General features: G+C 69.5%; 18 protein-coding genes. 11 read left to right on the top strand and 7 right to left on the bottom strand.

The genetic code is table 11. The annotated features are described in order from the left end of the window. Nucleotides 1-73 precede the first annotated feature (73 nt). A complete protein-coding gene (locus BM144_RS23640; RefSeq protein WP_092955496.1) occupies nt 74-1,663 on the top strand; it encodes a methyl-accepting chemotaxis protein in 1,590 nt (529 codons plus the stop codon). Nucleotides 1,664-1,712: 49 nt separating this feature from the next. Here the strand turns inward: BM144_RS23640 and BM144_RS18075 are convergent, their stop codons facing one another. Both BM144_RS18075 and BM144_RS18070 read right to left on the bottom strand, forming a co-directional pair. Further along, nucleotides 1,713-2,039 (bottom strand): plasmid stabilization protein, encoded by a 327-nt coding sequence (locus BM144_RS18075; RefSeq protein ID WP_092955493.1) that lies wholly within the window; start codon nt 2,037-2,039, stop codon nt 1,713-1,715. Between the two features lie 188 nt (nt 2,040-2,227). Then, nucleotides 2,228-2,716: a hypothetical protein gene (locus BM144_RS18070; protein ID WP_092955490.1), complete on the bottom strand. Its 489-nt coding sequence runs from the start codon at nt 2,714-2,716 to the stop codon at nt 2,228-2,230. A gap of 150 nt (nt 2,717-2,866) precedes the next feature. Here BM144_RS18070 and BM144_RS18065 point away from each other — a divergent pair, with 150 nt between their 5' ends. The 5 genes from BM144_RS18065 (at nt 2,867) to dld (ending at nt 9,376) form a co-directional block, all read left to right on the top strand. Then, the gene (locus tag BM144_RS18065) at nt 2,867-3,337 is read left to right on the top strand and encodes a DUF2269 family protein (RefSeq protein ID WP_092955487.1); all 471 of its coding nucleotides are present in this window, start codon (nt 2,867-2,869) and stop codon (nt 3,335-3,337) included. A gap of 289 nt (nt 3,338-3,626) precedes the next feature. Further along, nucleotides 3,627-5,336, top strand: coding sequence for an L-lactate permease (lldP, locus tag BM144_RS18060; RefSeq protein WP_092955484.1), 1,710 nt, complete (start codon nt 3,627-3,629; stop codon nt 5,334-5,336). A gap of 226 nt (nt 5,337-5,562) precedes the next feature. Further along, nucleotides 5,563-6,351 (top strand): transcriptional regulator LldR, encoded by a 789-nt coding sequence (gene lldR / locus BM144_RS18055; protein ID WP_092955481.1) that lies wholly within the window; start codon nt 5,563-5,565, stop codon nt 6,349-6,351. A 14-nt stretch (nt 6,352-6,365) separates the two neighbouring features. Continuing rightward, nucleotides 6,366-7,502 carry an FMN-dependent L-lactate dehydrogenase LldD gene (gene lldD, locus BM144_RS18050; protein ID WP_092955478.1) on the top strand — a complete coding sequence of 379 codons (1,137 nt, stop codon included), beginning with the start codon at nt 6,366-6,368 and terminating at the stop codon, nt 7,500-7,502. Between the two features lie 92 nt (nt 7,503-7,594). After that, nucleotides 7,595-9,376: a D-lactate dehydrogenase gene (gene dld / locus BM144_RS18045; protein ID WP_092955475.1), complete on the top strand. Its 1,782-nt coding sequence runs from the start codon at nt 7,595-7,597 to the stop codon at nt 9,374-9,376. A gap of 249 nt (nt 9,377-9,625) precedes the next feature. Here the strand turns inward: dld and BM144_RS18040 are convergent, their stop codons facing one another. From BM144_RS18040 to BM144_RS18020, 5 genes are all read right to left on the bottom strand, one after another. After that, a complete protein-coding gene (locus BM144_RS18040) occupies nt 9,626-10,033 on the bottom strand; it encodes a hypothetical protein (protein WP_092955472.1) in 408 nt (135 codons plus the stop codon). A 54-nt stretch (nt 10,034-10,087) separates the two neighbouring features. Then, a complete protein-coding gene (locus BM144_RS18035; protein WP_092955469.1) occupies nt 10,088-10,501 on the bottom strand; it encodes a hypothetical protein in 414 nt (137 codons plus the stop codon). Then, complete coding sequence (locus tag BM144_RS18030; protein WP_092955466.1) at nt 10,501-11,382, bottom strand: DUF6402 family protein; 882 nt, start codon at nt 11,380-11,382, stop codon at nt 10,501-10,503. The genes BM144_RS18035 and BM144_RS18030 overlap by 1 nt, the downstream gene beginning before the upstream one ends. Before the next feature lie 398 nt (nt 11,383-11,780). Continuing rightward, on the bottom strand, nt 11,781-12,473 hold the full coding sequence (locus BM144_RS18025; RefSeq protein ID WP_092955462.1) for a DUF3334 family protein: 693 nt from the start codon (nt 12,471-12,473) through the stop codon (nt 11,781-11,783). A gap of 169 nt (nt 12,474-12,642) precedes the next feature. Next, on the bottom strand, nt 12,643-13,332 hold the full coding sequence (locus BM144_RS18020; RefSeq protein ID WP_092955459.1) for a GntR family transcriptional regulator: 690 nt from the start codon (nt 13,330-13,332) through the stop codon (nt 12,643-12,645). 561 nt (nt 13,333-13,893) lie between these two features. Between BM144_RS18020 and BM144_RS18015 the strand changes: the two genes are divergently transcribed. From BM144_RS18015 to BM144_RS17995, 5 genes are all read left to right on the top strand, one after another. After that, nucleotides 13,894-14,646, top strand: a complete 753-nt coding sequence (locus tag BM144_RS18015; RefSeq protein ID WP_092955456.1) for a DUF969 domain-containing protein — start codon at nt 13,894-13,896, stop codon at nt 14,644-14,646. 2 nt (nt 14,647-14,648) lie between these two features. After that, nucleotides 14,649-15,605 (top strand): DUF979 domain-containing protein, encoded by a 957-nt coding sequence (locus BM144_RS18010; protein WP_092955453.1) that lies wholly within the window; start codon nt 14,649-14,651, stop codon nt 15,603-15,605. A gap of 65 nt (nt 15,606-15,670) precedes the next feature. Next, nucleotides 15,671-16,435, top strand: coding sequence for a LamB/YcsF family protein (locus BM144_RS18005; RefSeq protein WP_092955449.1), 765 nt, complete (start codon nt 15,671-15,673; stop codon nt 16,433-16,435). A gap of 48 nt (nt 16,436-16,483) precedes the next feature. Beyond that, nucleotides 16,484-18,106, top strand: coding sequence for a 5-oxoprolinase subunit B/C family protein (locus tag BM144_RS18000; RefSeq protein ID WP_092955798.1), 1,623 nt, complete (start codon nt 16,484-16,486; stop codon nt 18,104-18,106). A 172-nt stretch (nt 18,107-18,278) separates the two neighbouring features. Beyond that, a complete protein-coding gene (locus tag BM144_RS17995; protein ID WP_092955446.1) occupies nt 18,279-20,027 on the top strand; it encodes an acetyl/propionyl/methylcrotonyl-CoA carboxylase subunit alpha in 1,749 nt (582 codons plus the stop codon). The last annotated feature ends 109 nt before the right edge of the window (nt 20,028-20,136 follow it).

The raw sequence follows: 20,136 nt of genomic DNA, 5'->3' as shown, positions 1-20,136 counted from the left end.
CGGACAGTACGCCTCGTCACGCGGGAGGACGTGTCTTTTCATTGCCGCGTAAGAACTGCAATCACTCTTCCGAATGTTCAAGAATCTGTCCATCTCCAGGCGTCTGGGCCTGGGCTTCGGCACCGTCGTCGCCATCGGTATCGGCATTGCCGTCTATGGGTCCACGCAGATGCGAGGTCTCAGCAGCAGCGTCCAGGAACTGTCCACGGACCGCATGGTGAAGGTCGGGCTCTTGACCCAGTTGAAGGACAATTTCCAGACCATCGGGCGGTATGCCCGCAACGTGGCCATCAACAACGATCCGGCGTTCGTCGGCGGAGAAAAGCAGAAGATCGCGGCCCTCCGGGCCCGCAACACGGAGATTCTTGCCGAGCTCGACAAGGGACTCACACTGCCGAAGGCCCGGGAGCTGTTCAAGGTCATTGCGGACAACCGCGCCCCGTACAACGCGGCCCTCGACCGCGCCATCGCCCTGGCCGAGCAGGGGGACCAGGCCGCCGCGGGGGCCTATCTGATCGGTGAGGTACGCCAGCAGCAGAACATCGTCTTCAAAGCCACCGACGACAGTGTCGCGCTGCAACAGGAGATCGCGAACCGCCTGGCGGCCGAAGGGGCGCAAGCGGCGTCGTTCGGCATGGTGCTGATGTCCGGACTGGCCCTGCTGATGGCGGCCCTGGGCATGGCCGTGGGGTGGCTGGTGTCGCGCTCGATCACGCAGCCGCTGGGGCAGGCGGTCCAGGTGGCGGATTCCATCCAGCGCGGCGACCTCACCACCGCCATTCCTGCGGGTGCCGGCGACGAACTGGGCGCACTGCTGCGTTCCATGGCGAAGATGCAGGGGAGCCTAATCGAGCTGGTGTCGAACGTGCGCAGCAACTCCGAGAGCGTGGCCACCGCCAGCGCGCAGATCGCCCAGGGGAACCATGACCTCAGCCAGCGCACGGAAGAGCAGGCCAGCGCGCTGCAGCAAACCGCCGCCACGATGGCGCAGTTGAGCACGACGGTGGGCAACAACACCGAGAGCGCCAAGCAGGCCAATCAGTTGGCGCAGGGGGCCTCGGCGGTGGCGGCGCAGGGCGGCAAGGTGGTCGGCCAGGTGGTCAGCACCATGCAGGGCATCAGCGAGAGCAGCAGCAAGATCGGCGACATCATCGGGGTGATCGACGCCATCGCCTTCCAGACCAACATCCTCGCGCTGAACGCTGCGGTCGAGTCCGCCCGAGCGGGCGAGCAGGGCCGGGGATTCGCGGTGGTCGCGGGCGAAGTGCGCAGCCTGGCCCAGCGCAGCGCCGAGGCCGCCAAGGAAATCAAGGCCCTGATAGGACGGAGCGTCGAGCAGGTCCAGCAGGGGACATCGCTGGTCGATCAGGCCGGGCAGACCATGGGGGAGATCGTGGGCTCCATCCGCCGCGTGAGCGACATCGTGGCCGAGATCACCACCGCCAGCGTCGAGCAGACTTCCGGTATCTCGCAGGTGGGCGATGCGGTGGGGCAGATGGACCAGGTGACGCAGCAGAACGCGGCCCTGGTCGAAGAAAGCGCCGCTGCGGCGGCCAGCCTGCGCGGGCAGGCCCACCAACTGGTGCAGGCGGTGTCCGTTTTCAAGATCCCCGGCGTCGCGGCGACGGGCCCGGAATACGCGGCCCTCTCCGCGCCCGCCTGACCCGGTCCGCAGCGACCTGCGGACTACCCTGGCGATTCGGGGCCTTCGGTCAGCGGCCGACGGCCTTCTCCAGCTCCGCCTTGTTCATCTTCGAGCGCCCCGCGATGCCTTTCCTGCGGGCCTCCTCGTAGAGCTGCTCGCGCGTGCGGCCCTGGGCGCCGGTGTGCGAGCGCCGGCCGCCGCGCACGGGCGCGGGCGTGTCGTGCACCGTCTTCGGGTTGGCTTTCTTCGCCTCGCCGTGCTGCGCGCGTTCCTTGTTCACGGTGCGCGCGGCGATCTGCTCGGCCGTTTTTTCTCCGCGGCCGCGTTCCTGCAGGCTGTCCTTGATGTGTTCGTACTGGCGCTCGCGTTTGTCGCTCCAGGCGGCTCGGGGCATGGCGGTCTCCTTGTCTCGGTGGGTGGGGAAGATGGGCAGGCGCCCATGAGACGGAGGCGCCGGCCAGCCGACATCTGAAAGGCATGGACGCGCGGCGCCTGTCGGTGGCGCGGGCCGGATTCCGTAGGACAGCGCACGCGGCGTGGGCATGCCGTTTGCCGCGTACCGCCAGGGCGCACGGGCTGTGTTCAGCGCGGCGGCCGACGCAGCGCGATCGCCGTGCCGATGGCCAGGCCCGCGCCGAAGGCCACGTATACCGCGGCGATGGCGCTGCGGTCCAGGTGGTGCTCGAAGCCCGGCGTAAAGCGGTGTGGCGTGAGCCGGAAATCCACGGTGCAGGCGATGGCGGAGGTGACGGCGGAGCGCCGGCAGACCGCAGGCCACGTGGCTTCCGGCGGCCGGCCCGACGCATCGCGCGCTACAGCGCTGGCGGCTGCCCAGAACATGGAAGCGCTATGGTGGATGGCATAGCCGGGCAGGGTATGGCTGATGAGGCGGGGGCGGTGCTCGCGCAGCGCCGGGTCGCCCCAGAGCCAGTGGCTCACCGCATTGACCGGCGTGAGGGCGGTGCGCGCCTGGCGGCGGCCCGCCCATATCAGGGCCAGCGTGGACAGCGCACTGGCCCAGCTGCCGGCTACGGCGCCTTCGCGCAGGGTGCGTTTCCAGTCGATGGGCATGGGCGGACTCCGGTGCGTGCAGGTGGGGAGTGAGGGTCGAGTCGGACCGCCGGGCCCGGCGCGATCCATCATCGGCGCGCGTGCGGGGCGGGCGTGTCGGAGGGCGCTGCGAACGCGCGCAGGAACGGTCAACAACGAAAGGGTTCGTCCATGGAGTATTTCGTCGCGAAGTGGCTGCACATCCTGTCTTCCACGGTGTTGTTCGGCACCGGCATCGGGACCGCTTTCTACCTGCTGGTCGCGATGCTGGGCCGGGACCTGCGCTTCATCGTGCCCATGACCCGCTGGGTGGTGCGCGCGGACTGGCTGTTCACGGGCACCACCGCCGTGCTGCAGCCGCTCAGCGGCTGGTGGCTGGTGCACCTGATGGGCCTGCCGTGGAGCACGCCGTGGCTCGCGCGATCGCTCGGCCTCTATGCGCTGGCGATGGCTTGCTGGCTGCCCGTGGTATGGATCCAGATGCGCATGCGCGACCACGCGGTGCGCGCGGAGGCCGGCCACCCCGGAGCCTGGGCGCAGCTGTGGCGCTTCTTCATCGCCTGGGTGGTGCTGGGTATTCCGGCACTGGTGGCGTTCCTCATGGTCTTCTGGCTGATGGTGCGCAAATCCGTGGGAGGGTGAGGGGCCGGCGCATCGTGATAGGCATGTAGCAACGTCTTTATTGGTAATACCAATTGAGTGACGGCTTTGAAAATTGACGGGGAATATGGGGTTTTCCCGGAGAGTTGGTGGGATGATGCTCTCGCAGAATGCGCGCTGCTTCGTTGATTGGTTGAAATTGGTAATACCAATTTGGTGCATTCACGCACCCAGCGGCAACGGAGTTGTTTCCCCCAGGTTCGGGCCGTCGCCCGCTTCCGGGGGCGCTGCCCGGGCGCCTGCCGCCCTTCACCACAGTCCGACCTTCGCCATGCAACCCCTTTGGCAGCAGAACTACGACCCCGCCGGAAACATCTGGATTTCCGCGCTGGTGGCGCTCATTCCCATCGTCTTTTTCTTTCTGGCTCTGACGCGGCTGCGGCTCAAGGGCTACCAGGCCGGCACCATCACCGTGCTGCTGTCCCTGGGCGTGGCGCTGCTCTTCTACCGCATGCCCGTGAGCGCCGCGCTGGCTTCGGCCGTGTACGGCTTCTTCTACGGCCTGTGGCCGATCGCCTGGATCATCGTGGCCGCCGTGTTCCTCTACAAGATTTCGGTGGCGACGGGGCAGTTCGACGTCATCCGCTCGTCGATCCTGTCGGTCACGCCCGACCAGCGGCTGCAGCTCATCCTGGTGGGCTTCTGCTTCGGCGCGTTCCTGGAGGGCGCGGCGGGCTTCGGCGCGCCGGTGGCCATCACCGCCGCGCTGCTGGTGGGGCTGGGCTTCAAGCCGCTGTACGCGGCCGGGCTCTGCCTGATCGCCAACACGGCGCCGGTGGCGTTCGGCGCCATGGGCATTCCGATCATCGTGGCGGGTCAGGTGTCGGGCGTGGATGCGTTCGCCATCGGCCAGATGGCCGGCCGGCAACTGCCGTTCATGACGGTGATCGTGCTGTTCTGGCTCATGGCGATCATGGACGGCTGGCGCGGCGTGAAGGAGACTTGGCCCGCCGTGCTGGTGGGCGGCGGATCGTTCGCGGTGATGCAGTTCCTCACGGCCAACTACATCGGCCCCGAGCTGCCCGACATCACCTCGGCCATCGTGTCGCTGGTGGTGCTGACACTGTTCCTGAGAGTCTGGCAGCCCCGGCGCATCTTCCGCTTCGAGCCGGAGGCCGAGGCCTCCGGTGCCGCCACCCGGGGCGCGGCCCGCGCGCCCGCCGGCGATGGCGCCGCGCGCGTGTCCGGCGGCGTGCCGCTCACGGCCGGTGCGGTGTTCAAGGCATGGTCGCCCTTCATCATCCTCACCGCCGTGGTGACGCTGTGGAGCCTCAAGCCCTTCAAGGCGCTGTTCGCGGCGCAGGGCGCGCTGGCCTCCACGGTCGTCAACCTGCCCGTGCCCTTCCTGCACAACCTGATCGAGAAGACGCCGCCGGTCGTGGCCTCCGCCGTGCCCTACGGCGCGGTGTATTCGTTCAACTGGCTGTCCGCCACGGGCACGGCCATCCTGATCGCCGCCCTCGTCACCATCGCCTCCACGCGCCTGTCCTCCGCGAAGGCCGTGGCCACGCTGGGCGAGACGTTCAAGGAACTGGCCGTGCCGATCTACTCCATCGGCATGGTGCTGGCGTTCGCGTTCGTCGCCAACTATTCCGGCCTCTCCGCCACGCTGGCGCTGGCCCTGGCGCACACCGGCCAGGCATTCACCTTCTTCTCGCCGTTCCTCGGCTGGATCGGCGTGTTCCTGACGGGCTCCGACACGTCGGCCAACGCGCTGTTCGCCGCGCTGCAGGCCACCACGGCGCAGCAGCTGGGCCTGCCGCAGGTGCTGACGGTGGCGGCCAACACCACGGGCGGCGTCACCGGCAAGATGATCTCGCCGCAGTCCATCGCCATTGCCTGCGCGGCCGTGGGGCTGGCCGGGCGCGAATCCGACCTGTTCCGCTTCACGGTGAAGCACAGCCTGGTCTTCGCGGCGATCATCGGGGTGATGACGACGCTGCAGGCCTATGTGTTTCCGTGGATGATCCCGGGGCAGTGATGGAACACCCCCCTGAGCGGCTGCGCCGCTTCCCCCCCGCTCTCGCCGCGCTGCGCACGGCGGGCAGGGGGACGACGCCGGTGGCCCGGCGAAGCCGGTTCCACGGCGTCCGCTGGCCTGGCCTGCTCCGCGGCCATCGGTCCGGTGGGGCCGTGCGGGTTGCATGCGCTGTGCGTGGTGCCTGGCGCCACGGCAACGACCCCCTGATTTATTGAGGACCCCTGCGATGCGCCTGGCCGATCATGTCGTCGAAAAACTGCTGGCACTCGTGCAGTCGCGCGGGCTGCAGGCCGGGCAGCGTCTGCCGGCTGAACGGCAGCTCGCGGAGGAATTGGGCGTGTCGCGCACCTCGGTCCGCGAGGCGATCCAGAAGCTCGTGAGCCAGGGCGTGCTGGCCAGCCGGCGCGGCGACGGTACGTACCTGCAGGCGGCTGGTGCCGACGCCAGCGCCGAGTGGCTGCGGCCGGCCGTGGCGCCGCTGGCCCGGCTCATCGATTCCGACCCGCATTACCGCTACGACGTGCTGGAGACGCGCCACGCGCTGGAGAGCAGCACCGCGTGGCTGGCCGCGCAGCGCGCCACGGCCCAGGACAAGGAGCGCCTGCGGCGGTGCTTCGACGTGATGATGCAGCACCAGCAAAGCGGCAACGCCGAGCTGGCCGCGCGTGCCGATGCGCAGTTCCACCTGGCGATCGCCGAGGCCTCGCACAACCTGGTGCTGGTGCAGGTGATGCACAGCCTCTTCACGATGGTGCTGTCCACCGTGGAGCGCAACCGGCACGACATGTTCCGCCTCAGCGCGCCGCAGACCCTGCAGGAGCTGACCGAGCAGCACCAGGGCCTCATGCAGGCCATCCTGGACGGCGACCCGCAGCGTGCGCGCCAATGCATCGGCGACCACCTGGAGCACGTCCGCACCACCATCCAGCGGCTGGACGAAGACCGCGCCCGCCGCGAGCGCTCCACGCGGATGCCCCAGGGCGGGGCGCCCGCACCGCTGCTGCCCCCCCATTGACGAGACACAACACCATGATCATTTCCTCCACGGCCGACTACCGCGAAGCCGCGCGCAAGCGCCTCCCCCCCTTCCTCTTCCACTACATCGACGGCGGCGCCTACGGCGAGCAGACCCTGCGGCGCAACGTCGAGGACCTGTCCGCGGTGGCCCTGCGCCAGCGCGTGCTCAAGGACATGAGCCGGCTCGACACCCGCATCGAGCTGTTCGGCGAGCAGCTCTCGATCCCCGTGGCACTGGCGCCCGTGGGGCTCACCGGCATGTTCGCGCGGCGCGGCGAGGTGCAGGCCGCGCGCGCGGCCGATGCGCACGGCATTCCGTTCACCATGTCGAGCGTGTCGGTGTGCCCCATCGAAGAGGTGGCCCCGAAGCTGAAGCGGCCCATGTGGTTCCAGCTCTACGTGCTCAAGGACCGCGGCTTCATGAAGAACGCGCTGGAGCGCGCCCAGGCCGCCGGCTGCACGGCGCTGGTCTTCACCGTGGACATGCCCGTGCCCGGCGCGCGCTACCGCGACGCGCACTCCGGCATGAGCGGCCCCAACGCCGAGCTGCGCCGCTACTGGCAGGCCTTCACGCACCCGCGCTGGGCCTGGGACGTGGGCGCGCTGGGCCGCCCGCACGACCTGGGCAACATCTCGGCCTACCTCGGCAAGCCCACGGGCCTGGCCGACTACATGGGCTACCTGGGCGCGAACTTCGATGCATCGATCTCGTGGAAGGACCTGGAGTGGATCCGCGCCTTCTGGAAGGGCCCGATGCTCATCAAGGGCATCCTGGACCCCGAAGACGCCAAGGACGCCGTGCGCTTCGGCGCGGACGGCATCATCGTCTCCAACCACGGCGGGCGCCAGCTCGACGGCGTGCTCTCGTCGGCGCACGCGCTGCCGGCCATCGCCGACGCGGTGAAGGGTCAGATCAAGATCCTGGCCGACTCGGGCATCCGCAACGGCCTGGACGTGGTGCGCACCATCGCGCTCGGCGCCGACGCCGCGATGATCGGCCGCGCCTTCATCTACGCGCTGGCCGCGGCCGGCGAGGCGGGCGTGAAGCACCTGCTGGAGCTGCTCGAAAAAGAGATGCGCGTGGCGATGACGCTCACCAGCGTCTCGAAGGTCTCGGACATCACGGGCGACCTGCTGGTCAAGGCCTGACGGCCCGCACGGGCCCGCTCACCGCCACTGCCACCGCTGCCGTCCTGGCCGGGCCGGCGGCGGGGCGTTGCGCTGCACGAAGGATTTCTCGCATGAACGCTCCCCCTCCATTCCCTCCTGCTGCCGTGCCGCGCGAGGCGCTGCTCGCGCAACTGCGCGCCGCCGTGGGCGCGGCCCACGTGCTCACCGGTGCCCAGGCCACGCGCCGCTTCCGCCGCGGGCACCGCACCGGTGAGGGCCCGGTGCTGGCCGTGGTGCGGCCCGGCACGCTGCTGGAGCAGTGGCAGGTGCTCGAGGCCGCCGTGGCGGCGGGCCGCATCGTCATCCTGCAGGCCGCCAACACGGGCCTGACGGGCGGCTCCACGCCGGACGGCGACCGGTACGACCGCGAGATCGTGCTCGTGAACACGTTGCGCATCACCGGCGTGCAGGTGCTGGGCGGCGGCGAGCAGGTGGTCTGCCTGCCCGGCGCCACGCTGGACCGGCTGGAGCAGGTGCTGGCACCGCTCGGGCGCGAGCCGCATTCGGTGATCGGTTCGTCGTGCATCGGCGCCTCGGTGCTGGGCGGCATCTGCAACAACTCGGGCGGGGCGCTCGTGCGGCGCGGGCCGGCCTACACCGAATTGGCGCTCTATGCCCAGGTGCGCGAGGACGGTTCGCTGCAACTGGTCAACCACCTGGGCATCGCGCTGGGCCGCACGCCGCAGGAGATCCTCACGCGGCTGCAAAACGGCGACTACGCCGCCGCCGACGTGGCGCACGACCCTGAACGCGCCGCCTCCGACCCGCGCTACGCCGACCATGTGCGCGCCGTGGACGCCGACACGCCCGCGCGCTTCAATGCCGACCCGTCGCGCCTCTTCGAGGCCTCGGGCTCGGCCGGCAAGCTGTGCCTGTTCGCCGTGCGGCTGGACACCTTCCCCAAGGAGGCCAGCACGGTGTTCTACGTGGGCAGCAACGCGCCGGACGACCTCACCGAAGTGCGCCGCCACCTGCTCACGCGCCTGCCGCGCCTGCCCATCGCGGGCGAGTACATCCACCGCACGGCCTACGACATCGGCGAGCGCTACGGCAAGGACACCTTCCTGCTGATCGACCGCTTCGGCACGTCCCGCGTGCCGGCCGCCTTCGCGCTCAAGAGCCGCATCGACGGCTTCTTCGAGCGCTTCGGATGGCGGGGCGTGGCCGACCGCGCGATCCAGGCGATCACGGACCTGCTGCCCAGCCACCTGCCGCCGCGCATGCGGCAGATGCGGGAGCGCTACGAGCACCACCTGCTCGTGCGCGTCTCGGACGACACGGCGCAGGCCACGCGGGAATTCCTGGCGAAGCATTTCGGCGGCAGCGCCACCGGGGGCTTCTTCGAGTGCGATGCCGAAGAGGGGCGCAAAGCCTTCCTGCACCGCTTCGCCATCGCGGGCGCCGCGATCCGCTACCGCGAGTCGCACCGCGCCGGCGTGGAGGACATCGTCGCGCTCGACGTGGCGCTGCGCCGCAACGACCGTGAATGGGTCGAGCGGTTGCCGGCGGACGTGGAGGCCGACGTGGTCCACAAGCTCTACTACGGCCACTTCTTCTGCCACGTCTTCCACCAGGACTACATCGTGAGGAAGGGCGTGGACCCGCTCGCCATGGAGCACCGCATGTGGGCGCTGCTGGACGCGCGCCGTGCCGAGTACCCGGCGGAGCACAACGTGGGCCACCTCTACGTGGCCAAGCCCGCGCTGGCCGATTTCTACCGCCGGCTGGACCCCACGAACACCTTCAACCCCGGCATCGGCCACACGCCCCGCCTGCGCGGCTGGGAGCCGGCCTGCTGCGACGCGCCGCCCGCGTGGCCGGCGGGGTATTCGGAGCCGGTGCCGCCGCAGTGAGCCGCGGCGGCGCGGCCCGCAAGGGCGCTGCAGGAGCGCGGGTGGGTCCAGGAGGGCAGCGGTGGGCCGAGCGGTACGGAGTGCGCGCAGTTCAGGGGGCCCGCCCGGCGGGGATGCCATGGCGGGCGTGGAGCAAGCAGTTCAGGTGTTTCAGGCTCCATGCCGCCGGATCCATTGAATAGTTTGCTATTGATTAAATAGCAGACTGCGGTGGGCGCAGGGCGATCGCATCCAAATCTTCGGCCATCTTCACGGCTTGGTATTGGGGCAGCCCGGTATCTGCGCCGCTTCCGTGCATTCCGGCGGGATGTTCTCGAAGAGCACATCACGGCCTACGCGTACGCGGTTCATGTCAACGGGCGGGTCCAAATACCAGTGGATTTCACCGTTCAGCCAGAGATCGACCACTGCACTCTGGCCCAGCAAGGTCTTGGGCTCGATGCGGTAGAGCCGCACCACGTAGGGCATCTTGAAGCGCGGGTGGGTGACGCGCTGCAGAAAGGATGCTTTGTGGAACTCCAGGCGGTACACCCGGTGCGGGCTGTTTTCGGCATCGACGAAGGTCGGCGTCGCCAGAGCCCATCCCGCCAGGAATAGCGCGTTCAGGCCGAGGCACCAGACGATGCAGGGCACGTTCTTGAGGTCGGAAAGCTTCATCACCACTCCAGTGGGATCGGGGCCGGATGGCGCGCGTAGCGCAATCCGAGGCGATCACGCTGGAGGCTTGGTATTTGGGCAGCCCGGTATCTGTTCAGCCTCTATGCATTCCGGTGGGATGTTCTCGAAAAGCGCGTCACGACCAACACGGACCCGGCCCATGTCCATCGGGGGATCCAAATACCAGCCAATTTCGCTTCCAGACCAAAGATCGACCACCTTGCTTTCTCGCAGTAGTTCTCTGGGATCAACCCGGTGCAGACGGACTATGGATGGGGCTTTCTGGTCGTAGTGCACGATGCGCTGCCACAGAGAAGCGTGATAAATCTCCAGCCGATAGACATAGTGGGGGCTGTTGTAACTGTTGAAGAGCGTCGGCGTGGTCGCATACCAGCCCAGCACCACACAGGCATTCAATGCCAAGCACCATACGATGCAAGGCACGTTCTTGAGGTTGGAAAATTTCATTACCACTCCAGTTGGATCGGAAAAGGGAGGCGTATGCGATGCACGTCGGAGACAACCATGAAATCCCCGCCTCTGCCATGCAGTGCGCGCCATTGCCTGAAATGCTGGTTCTGCACGAGATAGCTCTGGTGGCTTGCCTCGATGGCATCGGCATACATCCACTGCGCATCGATGGGGATGTCCAGGGCGGACCGGGGTGTGCGCCTCACGCCACGCGGTCCCCAGAAGCCCAGCGGCTGCGACAGGAAGGAATCGTCGTTGAAGTCATAGGCGTCGCGCAGGTAGAAGGCCAGCTCGTCGATTGCGATGGCGACGTTGCCGCGCCCCTTGGACGTCACGATGCCCGACACCGCGATCTTGAGCGTGGCCTCGCCCATGGCGCCGTAGAAATCGTCCATGGGGTCGCCGAATCGGCCCACGTCCAGGAAATTTACCTGGCAGGTGGCGTTTAAGACTTTGGCCGGCTGGTTCAAATTTCCAAAGCGCCAGGATCGAATCTGACCTAGTCCCTGTTGTTTGACCCGCTCTTGTAGCTGCGCTATTCCGGCCGGGCTATTCCATTGCGCCTGCAATCTCGAAACCGCAGCCTGCACACGTGCAAAGCCCAATGCCCATTGCATCGTGACCGTGTTTTCATCCAGTTGCGAGGCAGGCAATCGATGTAGCTGCTTGGGCGGTAGGCTGTGCTTGATCGGCAGAGTGATCGCAAACCCCGCCCCCCTGAACCACCGATCCATCAACGCCGCCGCCACCGGCCATCCCAGGCGCGAGCGCATCACGCCCGGAATGTCATCGAGCTGGAAGCGCCGGGTCTTGGGCGGTAGTTTCTTTTCGAGTTCCGCGCGCGTGCGCTCCCTGTCCACATGGACAATATCGTTCACTGGCCTCTCCCCCCGCTTGGGTTTTCTCGTTTTTACGGGACCGGATTCTCAGGGGAAAGGCGGCCAGGGGAGAGAAAAGTCACGGATTTTTGGTGACTACGGGTAACGTTGGGGCCGATGGAGCGGGCGCCTGCGAGCAGCCCTGCGCTGCGCCGGGGTGGAGGGAATGCCGGGCGATCGCACTGCATCCCCGGCCCGCGAGCGATGAGAGGTGTGGCCCCAGCCAGGGGCCCGCGTTGCCCCATGGCCTTGCTGGAGGACTTGCGAAGCATGCCCCCAGGCCGGTCGGGAGGTCGGTCAATCCCGGAGCCGCCTGCCTGGCCATGCGCCGGCACACCCGGCACACCCGGCACACCCGGCACACCCGGGGCGGATGCGATTGCCCCGCGGTGGGGCGGTCACATGCCCAGCGATTTGAGCAGGTCGTCCGTGTCGCTGTCGGTGCTGCTGGCGGCGGGGGCCGGGGCGTCGGCGCCGTCCTTGCCGGCCTGGGCCAGCAGCGCGTCGGGGTCCGGGGCTTCCTGGGGTTCGAAGTCGTAGAGCTTCACGAACTCGGTGCGGTCGATGGCGAGTTCCAGGTAGAAGATGTGGTTCTTGGCCGTGTAGAAGGTCACGCGGCGCGCCTCGGGCTGGTCGAGGTTGGCATCCACGCTCAGCATCACCTGCTTGTTCAGCACCAGCATCTTGGGCTGGTTCTGCGTGATGTGGGTCTGCAGCTCGCGGCGCACCTTGCCGGTGAAGTCGCCCACCACCTGGTTCATCAGCTCGCCCATCACGTTGGCCACCTCGTCGGAGGTGTAGGAGGTGGCGAGGTCTTCCTGCGACATGCCCATGCTGAGCAGGTAGGTCTGGTAGATCTCCATCGCCGCCTCTTTCGAGAGGTTGATGATGACCAGGCCCGAGAAGCCGCCGTCGAACAGCACGAAGCAGCCGATGTCGGGGCGCAGGCAGGTCTTGCTGATGCGCTGGACCATGCCGGAGTAGTGCAGCTGCGTCTGCGTGGCCACGCTCAGCACGCGGGTCACGGAGTTGCACAGGCTGATCAGCAGGTCTTCGGTGCCGTAGGTGGCGGTCTTGTCGTGCATGCTCATGGGGGGCGGCGGTGAGGGCGGAAGGTGGGCGGGGAGCGGGGCCGTATGCCCCGGCCGCAGTGTAGCGCGCGAGGTGCCGTCTCCAGACCCCCGGACAAGCCCGCGCCCGCCGCGCCGGCGCGCAGATCCCACGGGCCCGCGATGGAGACTCCCGGCCGGTCCCGGGCGGCTAGCGGATGCCGCGCTCCAGGCCCGCGTCCGAGATGCGGCGCGCATACACGGCCAGCACGATGCGCTCGGAATTCACCAGGTATTCGTTCAGCGCCTGGGCCGCGTCCTGCGGCTTGCCGGCCTCGAACAGCGCCAGGATGCGCGCGTTCATGTCCACGTAGGGCGCGTGCAGGAACTCCGGGTCGTTCAGCAGCCCGAAGGCGAGCCGCAGCTCGGCCAGCACATGGGAGAACATGGTGTTGAGCCGTTCGCTGTCGGCCAGCTCGACCACGGCCATGTGGAACTCCATGTTGGCCGTGCCCACGCCCTGCCAGTCGCCCGCGTCGCGGCAGCGCAGCGCCTCGTCCACGGCGTCGCGCAGGTGCCGCTTGGCCGGGTGGCGCGGGTAGGCCTGGGCGAGCGCCTGGCATTCGATGAGCCGGCGCACGCGGTAGATGTCGATGATCGACGCGATGCTGGGCACGGCCACCGACACGCCGCGGTTGGGCTCGTGCTTGACCAGCCCTTCCTGCGTGAGCATGCGGAACACCTCGCGCAGCGTGTTGCGCGAGATCTCCAGGCTTTCGCTCAGGGCGGCCTCGGAGAGGCGCTGCCCCGGGGAGTATTCCCCCTTCACGATCTTCTGGCGGATCAGCTCGGCAATGCGTTCGTTGAGCGTCTGTGCGTTGGCGGGAAGGACGTTGGTCATGCCGGGAGCGGGGGAAGAAGAGGGGGAGCGGAAGGGGCGAGGGCGGCGGAGCGGAGCAGGGCGGCCCGGGCGCGCCGGCCGGGGAAAGACGACCGCTTTGTAGCAGATTCCCGCCGCGCTCCCGCCGGGCTGCCGTCGCACCGCAGCCCGGCGGGTGCCGCGCCGCCCCGGCCCGCCGGCAGCCGGAAACGCTGCTCCCCTTCGCCCACGGGGCGCGTCCGTCCGCCCCCGCCGGCGCCTGCCGCCCTCCTTCCGCCGGACGGAAAGCGCCATGGATATCCGCCGCACTAAGGGTTTACGTGGGGATTTGCCTGCACTTTCGTTGGGCAAAATTTATGAATCGTGAGACAAGTTGATTGTCTTTGTGCTTTGTTGGTGCATTGATTGTTCAACAAAACAATAAAACATGGCGATCAATATGAACTGTAGTGTTCATCGATTGGCATGCGAATTGCGTGTCGTCTCGCGTCGCCGACGGCCCGCGCAGGCAGGCACGGCGGCAAGGAGAAAAGTCCCGCCGGAGGCGGCGGGGCCGTGGTCGTCAGCCCCCCAAGGATCAACATGCCCAACACCGTCAACCTGTGGCCGCTCATCGGAGTGGCCATCATCATTGCGGGATTCATCCTGCGCTTTAACCCCATGCTGGTCGTGATCGCCACGGCCATCGCCACGGCCTTCGCGGCCGGGTTCCCGATCGACAAGATCCTGGCGACCATCGGCACGGGCTTCATCAAGACGCGCAACCTGCCGCTCATCATCCTGCTGCCGCTCGCGGTGATCGGGCTGCTGGAGCGCCACGGCCTGCGCCAGCACGCGCAGAACTGGATCGGCAGCATCCGCTCCGCCACGGCCGGCCGCCTGCTGATCGTGTACCTGGCCGCGCGCCAGCTCACGGCGGCCATCGGACTCACCAGCCTGGGCGGCCACCCGCAGATGGTGCGTCCGCTGATCGCCCCCATGGCCGAAGGCGCCACCGAGGCGCGCCACGGCCCGCTGCCCGAGCGCATCCGCCACAAGCTGCGCGCCTTCTCGGCCGCCACCGACAACGTGGGCCTGTTCTTCGGCGAAGACATCTTCGTGGCCTTCGGCGCCATCGTGCTGATGACCACCTTCCTGCGCGAGGCCGGCATCGAGGTCGAGCCGCTGCACGTCGCGCTGTGGGGCATCCCGACCGCCGTCTGCGCCTTCTGCATCCACGCCTGGCGCCTGCGCCGCCTGGACCGCACCCTGGAGCGCGAGCTGGCCGCCGAGAACCGTGCCGCCGCCGCTGTAACCGCCGCCCCCGCTTCCTCCCACACCGCCCACGGAGCCTGACCATGACGCTCACGATCCAGCACCTCTACCTCCTGGTGGGCGCCATCCTGGCGGTCACCGCGGCGATGACGCTCGCCGACCGCACTCACCCCAAGCGCTATTCCAGCGCGCTGTTCTGGGCGCTCTATGCGGCGGTCTTCCTGATCGGCGACCTGCTGCCGCCCCTCTGGGTGGGCGTGGGCGCCGTGGCCATGGCGCTGATCGCCGGCTTCGGCGGCGTGGGCGCGGGCCGGCACGAGCCGCGCAGCGCGGCCGACTACGTGGCGAGCGCGCGCCGCCTGGGCCACAAGCTCTTCATCCCGGCGCTGGCCATTCCGCTGGTCACGATGATCGGCACGCTCTCGGCCAAGCACCTGTCCCTGGGCGGCGTGCCGCTGCTCGACCCCAAGAACACCACGCTGGTGAGCCTGGGCGTGGGCTGCGTGCTGTCGCTGGCGCTGGCCTGCTGGCTGACGCGCGAAACCCCCGCGCAGGGCATCCGCGAATCGCGCCGCCTCACCGACGCGCTGGGCTGGGCCCTGGTGCTGCCGCAGATGCTGGGCATGCTGGGCCTGGTGTTCTCCGACGCCGGCGTCGGCAAGGCCGTGGCGCACGTGACCACCACCTATATCAACATGGACCTGCGCTTCGTCGCCGTGGCGGTGTACGTGGTCGGCATGGCGCTCTTCACCATCATCATGGGCAACGGCTTCGCGGCCTTCCCGGTGATGACCGGCGGCGTGGGCGTGCCAATCCTGGTGGGCGTGTACCACGGCGATCCGGCCGTGATGGCGGCCATCGGCATGCTCTCGGGCTACTGCGGCACGCTGCTCACGCCCATGGCGGCCAACTTCAACATCGTGCCCGCCGCGCTGCTGGAGCTGCCGGACAAGAACGCCGTGATCCGCGCGCAGGTGCCCACCGCGCTGCTGCTGCTGGCGGCCAACGTGGTGCTGCTCAACTTCCTCATGTTCCGCTGACCGCGGGCTCCCGCCTCCTCCCCACGACCCTCGACCCGGGGCCCCGGCCCCGCAAAGGACACGCCATGCAAATGGACCTCAACAGCGACCTCGGCGAAAGCCTGGGCGCCTGGCGCATGGGCGACGACGCCGCCATGCTGGACATCGTGAGCAGCGCCAACGTGGCCTGCGGCTTCCATGCGGGCGATGCCGCCGGCATCCTGCGCACGCTGCGCGCCGCCGCCGGGCGCGGCGTGGCGGTGGGGGCCCACGTGGCCTACCCCGACCTCGCCGGCTTCGGCCGCCGCAACATGGATGTGGAGAGCGCCGACCTGCAGGCCGACGTGATCTACCAGATCGGCGCGCTGCAAGCCCTGGCGCGCGTGGCCGGCACCACGGTGCGCTACGTGAAGCCGCACGGCGCGCTCTACAACACCATCGCCCACGACCGCCGCCAGGCGGACGACGTGATCGCCGCCGTGCGCGCCGCCGATCCGTCCCTAGTGCTGGTGGCGCTGGCCGGCTCGCCGCTGATCGGCTGGGCGCGGGACGCCGGCCTGCGCGTGGTGGCCGAGGCCTTCGCCGACCGCGCCTACACGCCGGCCGGCGCGCTGGTCTCGCGCCGCGAGCAGGGCGCCGTGCTGCACGACCCGGCGCTGATCGCCGAGCGCATGCTGCGGCTCGTCTCGGAGGGCACGCTGGAGGCCATCGACGGCAGCACCGTGCGCATCGGCGCCGACTCCATCTGCGTGCACGGCGACAGCCCCGGCGCGGTGGCCATCGCGCGCGGGGTGCGCGCGCACCTCGAAAAGTCCGGCGTGGCCATTGCGCCGTTCGCCGGTGCGCAGTGATGATGCGCAGCACTGCCTGAGGCTGCCGGAGACCCCACCGCCATGACCATGCGTTTTCTTCCCGCCAACCTCGACGCGCTGATCGTCGAACAGGACGGCCTGGAGCCCACCCTGGCGCTGCTCGAATCGCTGCGGCGCGAGCCCATCGCCGGCATCGAGGAAATGGTGCCGGCCGCGCGCACGCTGCTGATCCGCTTCCGCCCCGCCGCGTGCAGCATGGCGGCGCTGGTGGCCGCCATCGCGCGGCGCGACGTGAGCGGCCGCGCCGCGCGGGGCAACACCCTGATCGAGATCCCCGTGCGCTACGACGGCGAGGACCTGGCCGAGGTGGCGCAGATCCTGGGCACCACGCCCGAGGAAGTGGTGCGCCGCCACACGGGCAGCGAATACACCGTGGCCTTCACCGGCTTCGCGCCGGGCTTCGCCTACCTGACCGGCGGGCACCCGAGCTTCGACGTGCCGCGCCGCGCCACGCCGCGCACCCGCATCCCCGCGGGCGCCGTGGGGCTGGCGGGCACCTTCAGCGGCATCTACCCGCAGGCCAGCCCCGGCGGCTGGCAGATCCTGGGCACCACGCCGCTCGCGATGTGGGACCTGGCGCGCGAGGTGCCGGCCCTGCTGCAGCCCGGCTTCCGCGTGAAGTTCGTCGATGTTGCTACTGTTTCTGTAGCAAACAATCCAATGGAATCGGCGGCATCGGCGCAAAAACACCCCGAATCCACGCCTGCGGCCTCCGTGGACGGCCCGGCGCTGCGCGTGCGCGCCGCGGGGCTGCAGACGCTCTTCCAGGACCTGGGCCGCCACGGCCACGCGGGGCAGGGCGTCTCGGCCTCCGGCGCCATGGACCAGGGCGCCTGCCGCGCGGCCAACCGCCTCGTGGGCAACCCCTCCGGCGCCGCCTGCCTGGAGACCGTCAACGGCGGCCTGCGGCTGCGCAGCCAGGGCGACACGGTGGTCGCCGTGACCGGCGCCGACGCGCCGCTGGAGGTCACGTCGGCGGACGGCCGCCGCTGGACAGCGCCGCGCTACGCGCCCCTGGCCCTGGCCGACGGCGACGAGATCGCCATCGGCGAGCCCGTGGCCGGCACGCGCTGCTACGTCGCCGTGCGCGGGGGCTTCGGCGTGGCGCCCGTGCTGGGCAGCTGCTCCACCGACACGCTGGCGCGCGTCGGCCCGCCCGCCGTGGCCGCCGGCGATGTGCTGGCGGTGCGCGCGCCTTCCCCGTCCCGCGGCCTGCCCGCCGTGGGCACCCCGGAGCTGCCGCCCGGTGGCCTGCCCGTGCCGGGCGAGGACGTGGTGCTCGACGTCGTGCCCGGCCCGCGCACCGACTGGTTCACGCCCGAGGCCGTGGAGCGCCTGGCCGCCCAGCGCTGGCAGGTCACGCCGCAATCCAACCGCGTGGGCCTGCGCCTGGCCGGCGAAGTACCGCTCGCGCGCGCCGTGCAGGGCGAATTGCCGAGCGAAGGCACCGTGGCCGGCGCCCTCCAGGTGCCCCCGAGCGGCCAGCCCGTGCTGTTCCTGGCCGACCACCCGCTCACCGGTGGCTACCCCGTGATCGGCGCCATCGCCCCCTACCACCTGGACCGCGCGGGCCAGATTCCCGTGAACGCCTGGGTGCGCTTGCGGCCGGTGGGCGCCTTCGCACCGCTGCAGCCGCCCAGCGCCGTGTGAATCCATGCACTGAATTTCAGAAAGCTTCACCCATGAAAAAAGTCCTGATTGCCAACCGCGGAGAAAACGGCTGCGGAGCAGGCGTTTCACCACATCGCCGGGCCTGCGCAGCAGGCGGCGGCGATCTCGCCGCGCCCCGGGCAACCGTTTCCAGCATGAGGTCCTGAGCACCATGAAAAAAGTCCTGATTGCCAATCGAGGCGAGATCGCCGTCCGCGTGGCGCGCGCCTGCGCCGACTACGGCCTCGGTTCCGTCGCCGTCTATGCCGATGCCGACATCGATGCGCTGCACGTGCGCATGGCCGACGAGGCGTACGGCCTGGGCGGCGACCGCCCGGCCGACACCTACCTGCACATCGACAAGCTGCTCGATGTCGCCCGCAAGAGCGGCGCAGACGCCGTGCACCCCGGCTACGGCTTCCTGTCGGAGAACGCGGGCTTCGCGCGCGCCGTGATCGGCGCGGGCCTCACCTGGATCGGCCCCCCGCCCGACGCCATCGAGCGGCTGGGCGACAAGGTGCAGGCGCGCAAGATCGCCCTGCAGGTGGGCGCGCCGCTGGTGCAGGGCACGGCCGACCCCGTGAAGGACGTGTCCGAGGTGCTAGCCTTCGCCGAGCAGCACGGCCTGCCGATCATCATCAAGGCCGCCTTCGGCGGCGGCGGCCGGGGCATGAAGATCGCGTGGCGCCTGGACGAGGTGGAAGACCTCTACGCCTCCGCCGTGCGCGAGGCCACGGCCGCCTTCGGCCGCGGGGAGTGCTTCGTGGAGCAGTTCCTCGACCGGCCGCGCCACATCGAGGCGCAGGTGCTGGCCGACACGCACGGCAACGTCGTGGTGCTGGGCACGCGCGACTGCTCGCTGCAGCGGCGCAACCAGAAGCTGGTCGAGGAAGCCCCCGCGCCCTTCCTCACGCCGGAGCAGCGCGAGCGCATCCACACCTCCGCGCGCGACATCTGCGCGGCGGCCGGCTACACCAACGCGGGCACGGTGGAATTCCTGCTTTCGGGCTCGGGCGCGATCTCGTTCCTGGAGGTGAACACGCGCCTGCAGGTCGAGCACCCGGTGACCGAGCAGACCACGGGCATCGACCTCGTCGTGGAGCAGTTCCGCGTGGCCGAAGGGCTGCCGCTGCGCACCACGCAGACCCCCGAGCCGCTGGGCCATTCCATCGAATTCCGCATCAACGCAGAAGACGTGGGCCGCGGCTTCCTGCCCACGCCGGGCGGCGTGACCGCGTTCGAGCCGCCCTCGGGCCCGGGCGTTCGGCTCGACACCGGCGTGCAGGCCGGCTCCATCGTACCGGGCACCTTCGACTCGCTGATGGCCAAGCTCATCGTCAGCGGTGCCACGCGCGCCCAGGCGATCGCCCGCGCGCGCCGCGCGCTGCGCGAATTCCGCATCGGCGGCGTGGCCTCGGTGCTGCCCTTCCACCGCGCGGTGATGGAGCACGAGGACTTCATCAACGGCGAGACCCTGCGCGTGCACACCCGCTGGATCGAAACCGACTTCGCCGACACCCTGGCCGCCGCCGCGCGGGCCGAGCCGCTGCCCGATACCGCCCTCGTGCGCACCGCCATCGAGATCGACGGCCGCCGCGTGGCCCTGGGGTTGCCGGCCGTGCTGCTGCAGGGCCTGCAGGCCGCCGGCGCGGGCAATGCGCCGGCCGCGGGCGCAGCCCCGCAGGCCGCCGCCGCTGCGCAAGAGGGCGCCGTGCCCGCCCCCGTGGCGGGCACCGTGCAGGCCTGGAAGGTGGCCGAGGGCGACACCGTCGCCGAAGGCGACCTGATCGCCGTGATGGAAGCCATGAAGATGGAAATGCAGGTCACCGCGCCGCGTGCCGGGCGCATCGCCGGGCTGGTGGCGGTGGGCAGCTACCAGGCCGTGGGGGCCGTGCTGGCGCGCATCGACAAGGCGGGCTGACGGGCAGGGCGGTGGCGGCCGGCGCCGCGGGGCATGGGGTGGAGCGGGCAAAAATGCCCGCCGGCATCCGTTACGTGTTGAAACAGGGCGGCATAATCCTGGCCCACTG

Origin of the sequence: Paracidovorax konjaci, from assembly GCF_900112675.1 — a bacterium.
In the GTDB taxonomy this organism is placed as follows: domain Bacteria; phylum Pseudomonadota; class Gammaproteobacteria; order Burkholderiales; family Burkholderiaceae_C; genus Paracidovorax; species Paracidovorax konjaci.
This window is presented reverse-complemented; position numbering and strand designations above follow the sequence as displayed.

Bases quoted from the DNA above. Each gene is read 5' to 3' on its own strand.
- lldD (WP_092955478.1), top strand. From the start codon at position 6,366: ATGATCATTTCCTCCACGGCCGACTACCGCGAAGCCGCGCGCAAGCGC.
- BM144_RS18010 (WP_092955453.1), top strand. From the start codon at position 14,649: ATGACGCTCACGATCCAGCACCTCTACCTCCTGGTGGGCGCCATCCTG.
- BM144_RS18040 (WP_092955472.1), bottom strand. From the start codon at position 10,033: ATGAAGCTTTCCGACCTCAAGAACGTGCCCTGCATCGTCTGGTGCCTC.
- BM144_RS18070 (WP_092955490.1), bottom strand. From the start codon at position 2,716: ATGCCCATCGACTGGAAACGCACCCTGCGCGAAGGCGCCGTAGCCGGC.
- lldR (WP_092955481.1), top strand. From the start codon at position 5,563: ATGCGCCTGGCCGATCATGTCGTCGAAAAACTGCTGGCACTCGTGCAG.
- BM144_RS18075 (WP_092955493.1), bottom strand. From the start codon at position 2,039: ATGCCCCGAGCCGCCTGGAGCGACAAACGCGAGCGCCAGTACGAACAC.
- BM144_RS18025 (WP_092955462.1), bottom strand. From the start codon at position 12,473: ATGAGCATGCACGACAAGACCGCCACCTACGGCACCGAAGACCTGCTG.
- BM144_RS18000 (WP_092955798.1), top strand. From the start codon at position 16,484: ATGCGTTTTCTTCCCGCCAACCTCGACGCGCTGATCGTCGAACAGGAC.
- dld (WP_092955475.1), top strand. From the start codon at position 7,595: ATGAACGCTCCCCCTCCATTCCCTCCTGCTGCCGTGCCGCGCGAGGCG.
- BM144_RS18005 (WP_092955449.1), top strand. From the start codon at position 15,671: ATGCAAATGGACCTCAACAGCGACCTCGGCGAAAGCCTGGGCGCCTGG.
- BM144_RS17995 (WP_092955446.1), top strand. From the start codon at position 18,279: ATGAAAAAAGTCCTGATTGCCAATCGAGGCGAGATCGCCGTCCGCGTG.
- BM144_RS18065 (WP_092955487.1), top strand. From the start codon at position 2,867: ATGGAGTATTTCGTCGCGAAGTGGCTGCACATCCTGTCTTCCACGGTG.
- BM144_RS18020 (WP_092955459.1), bottom strand. From the start codon at position 13,332: ATGACCAACGTCCTTCCCGCCAACGCACAGACGCTCAACGAACGCATT.
- BM144_RS23640 (WP_092955496.1), top strand. From the start codon at position 74: ATGTTCAAGAATCTGTCCATCTCCAGGCGTCTGGGCCTGGGCTTCGGC.
- BM144_RS18015 (WP_092955456.1), top strand. From the start codon at position 13,894: ATGCCCAACACCGTCAACCTGTGGCCGCTCATCGGAGTGGCCATCATC.
- lldP (WP_092955484.1), top strand. From the start codon at position 3,627: ATGCAACCCCTTTGGCAGCAGAACTACGACCCCGCCGGAAACATCTGG.
- BM144_RS18035 (WP_092955469.1), bottom strand. From the start codon at position 10,501: ATGAAATTTTCCAACCTCAAGAACGTGCCTTGCATCGTATGGTGCTTG.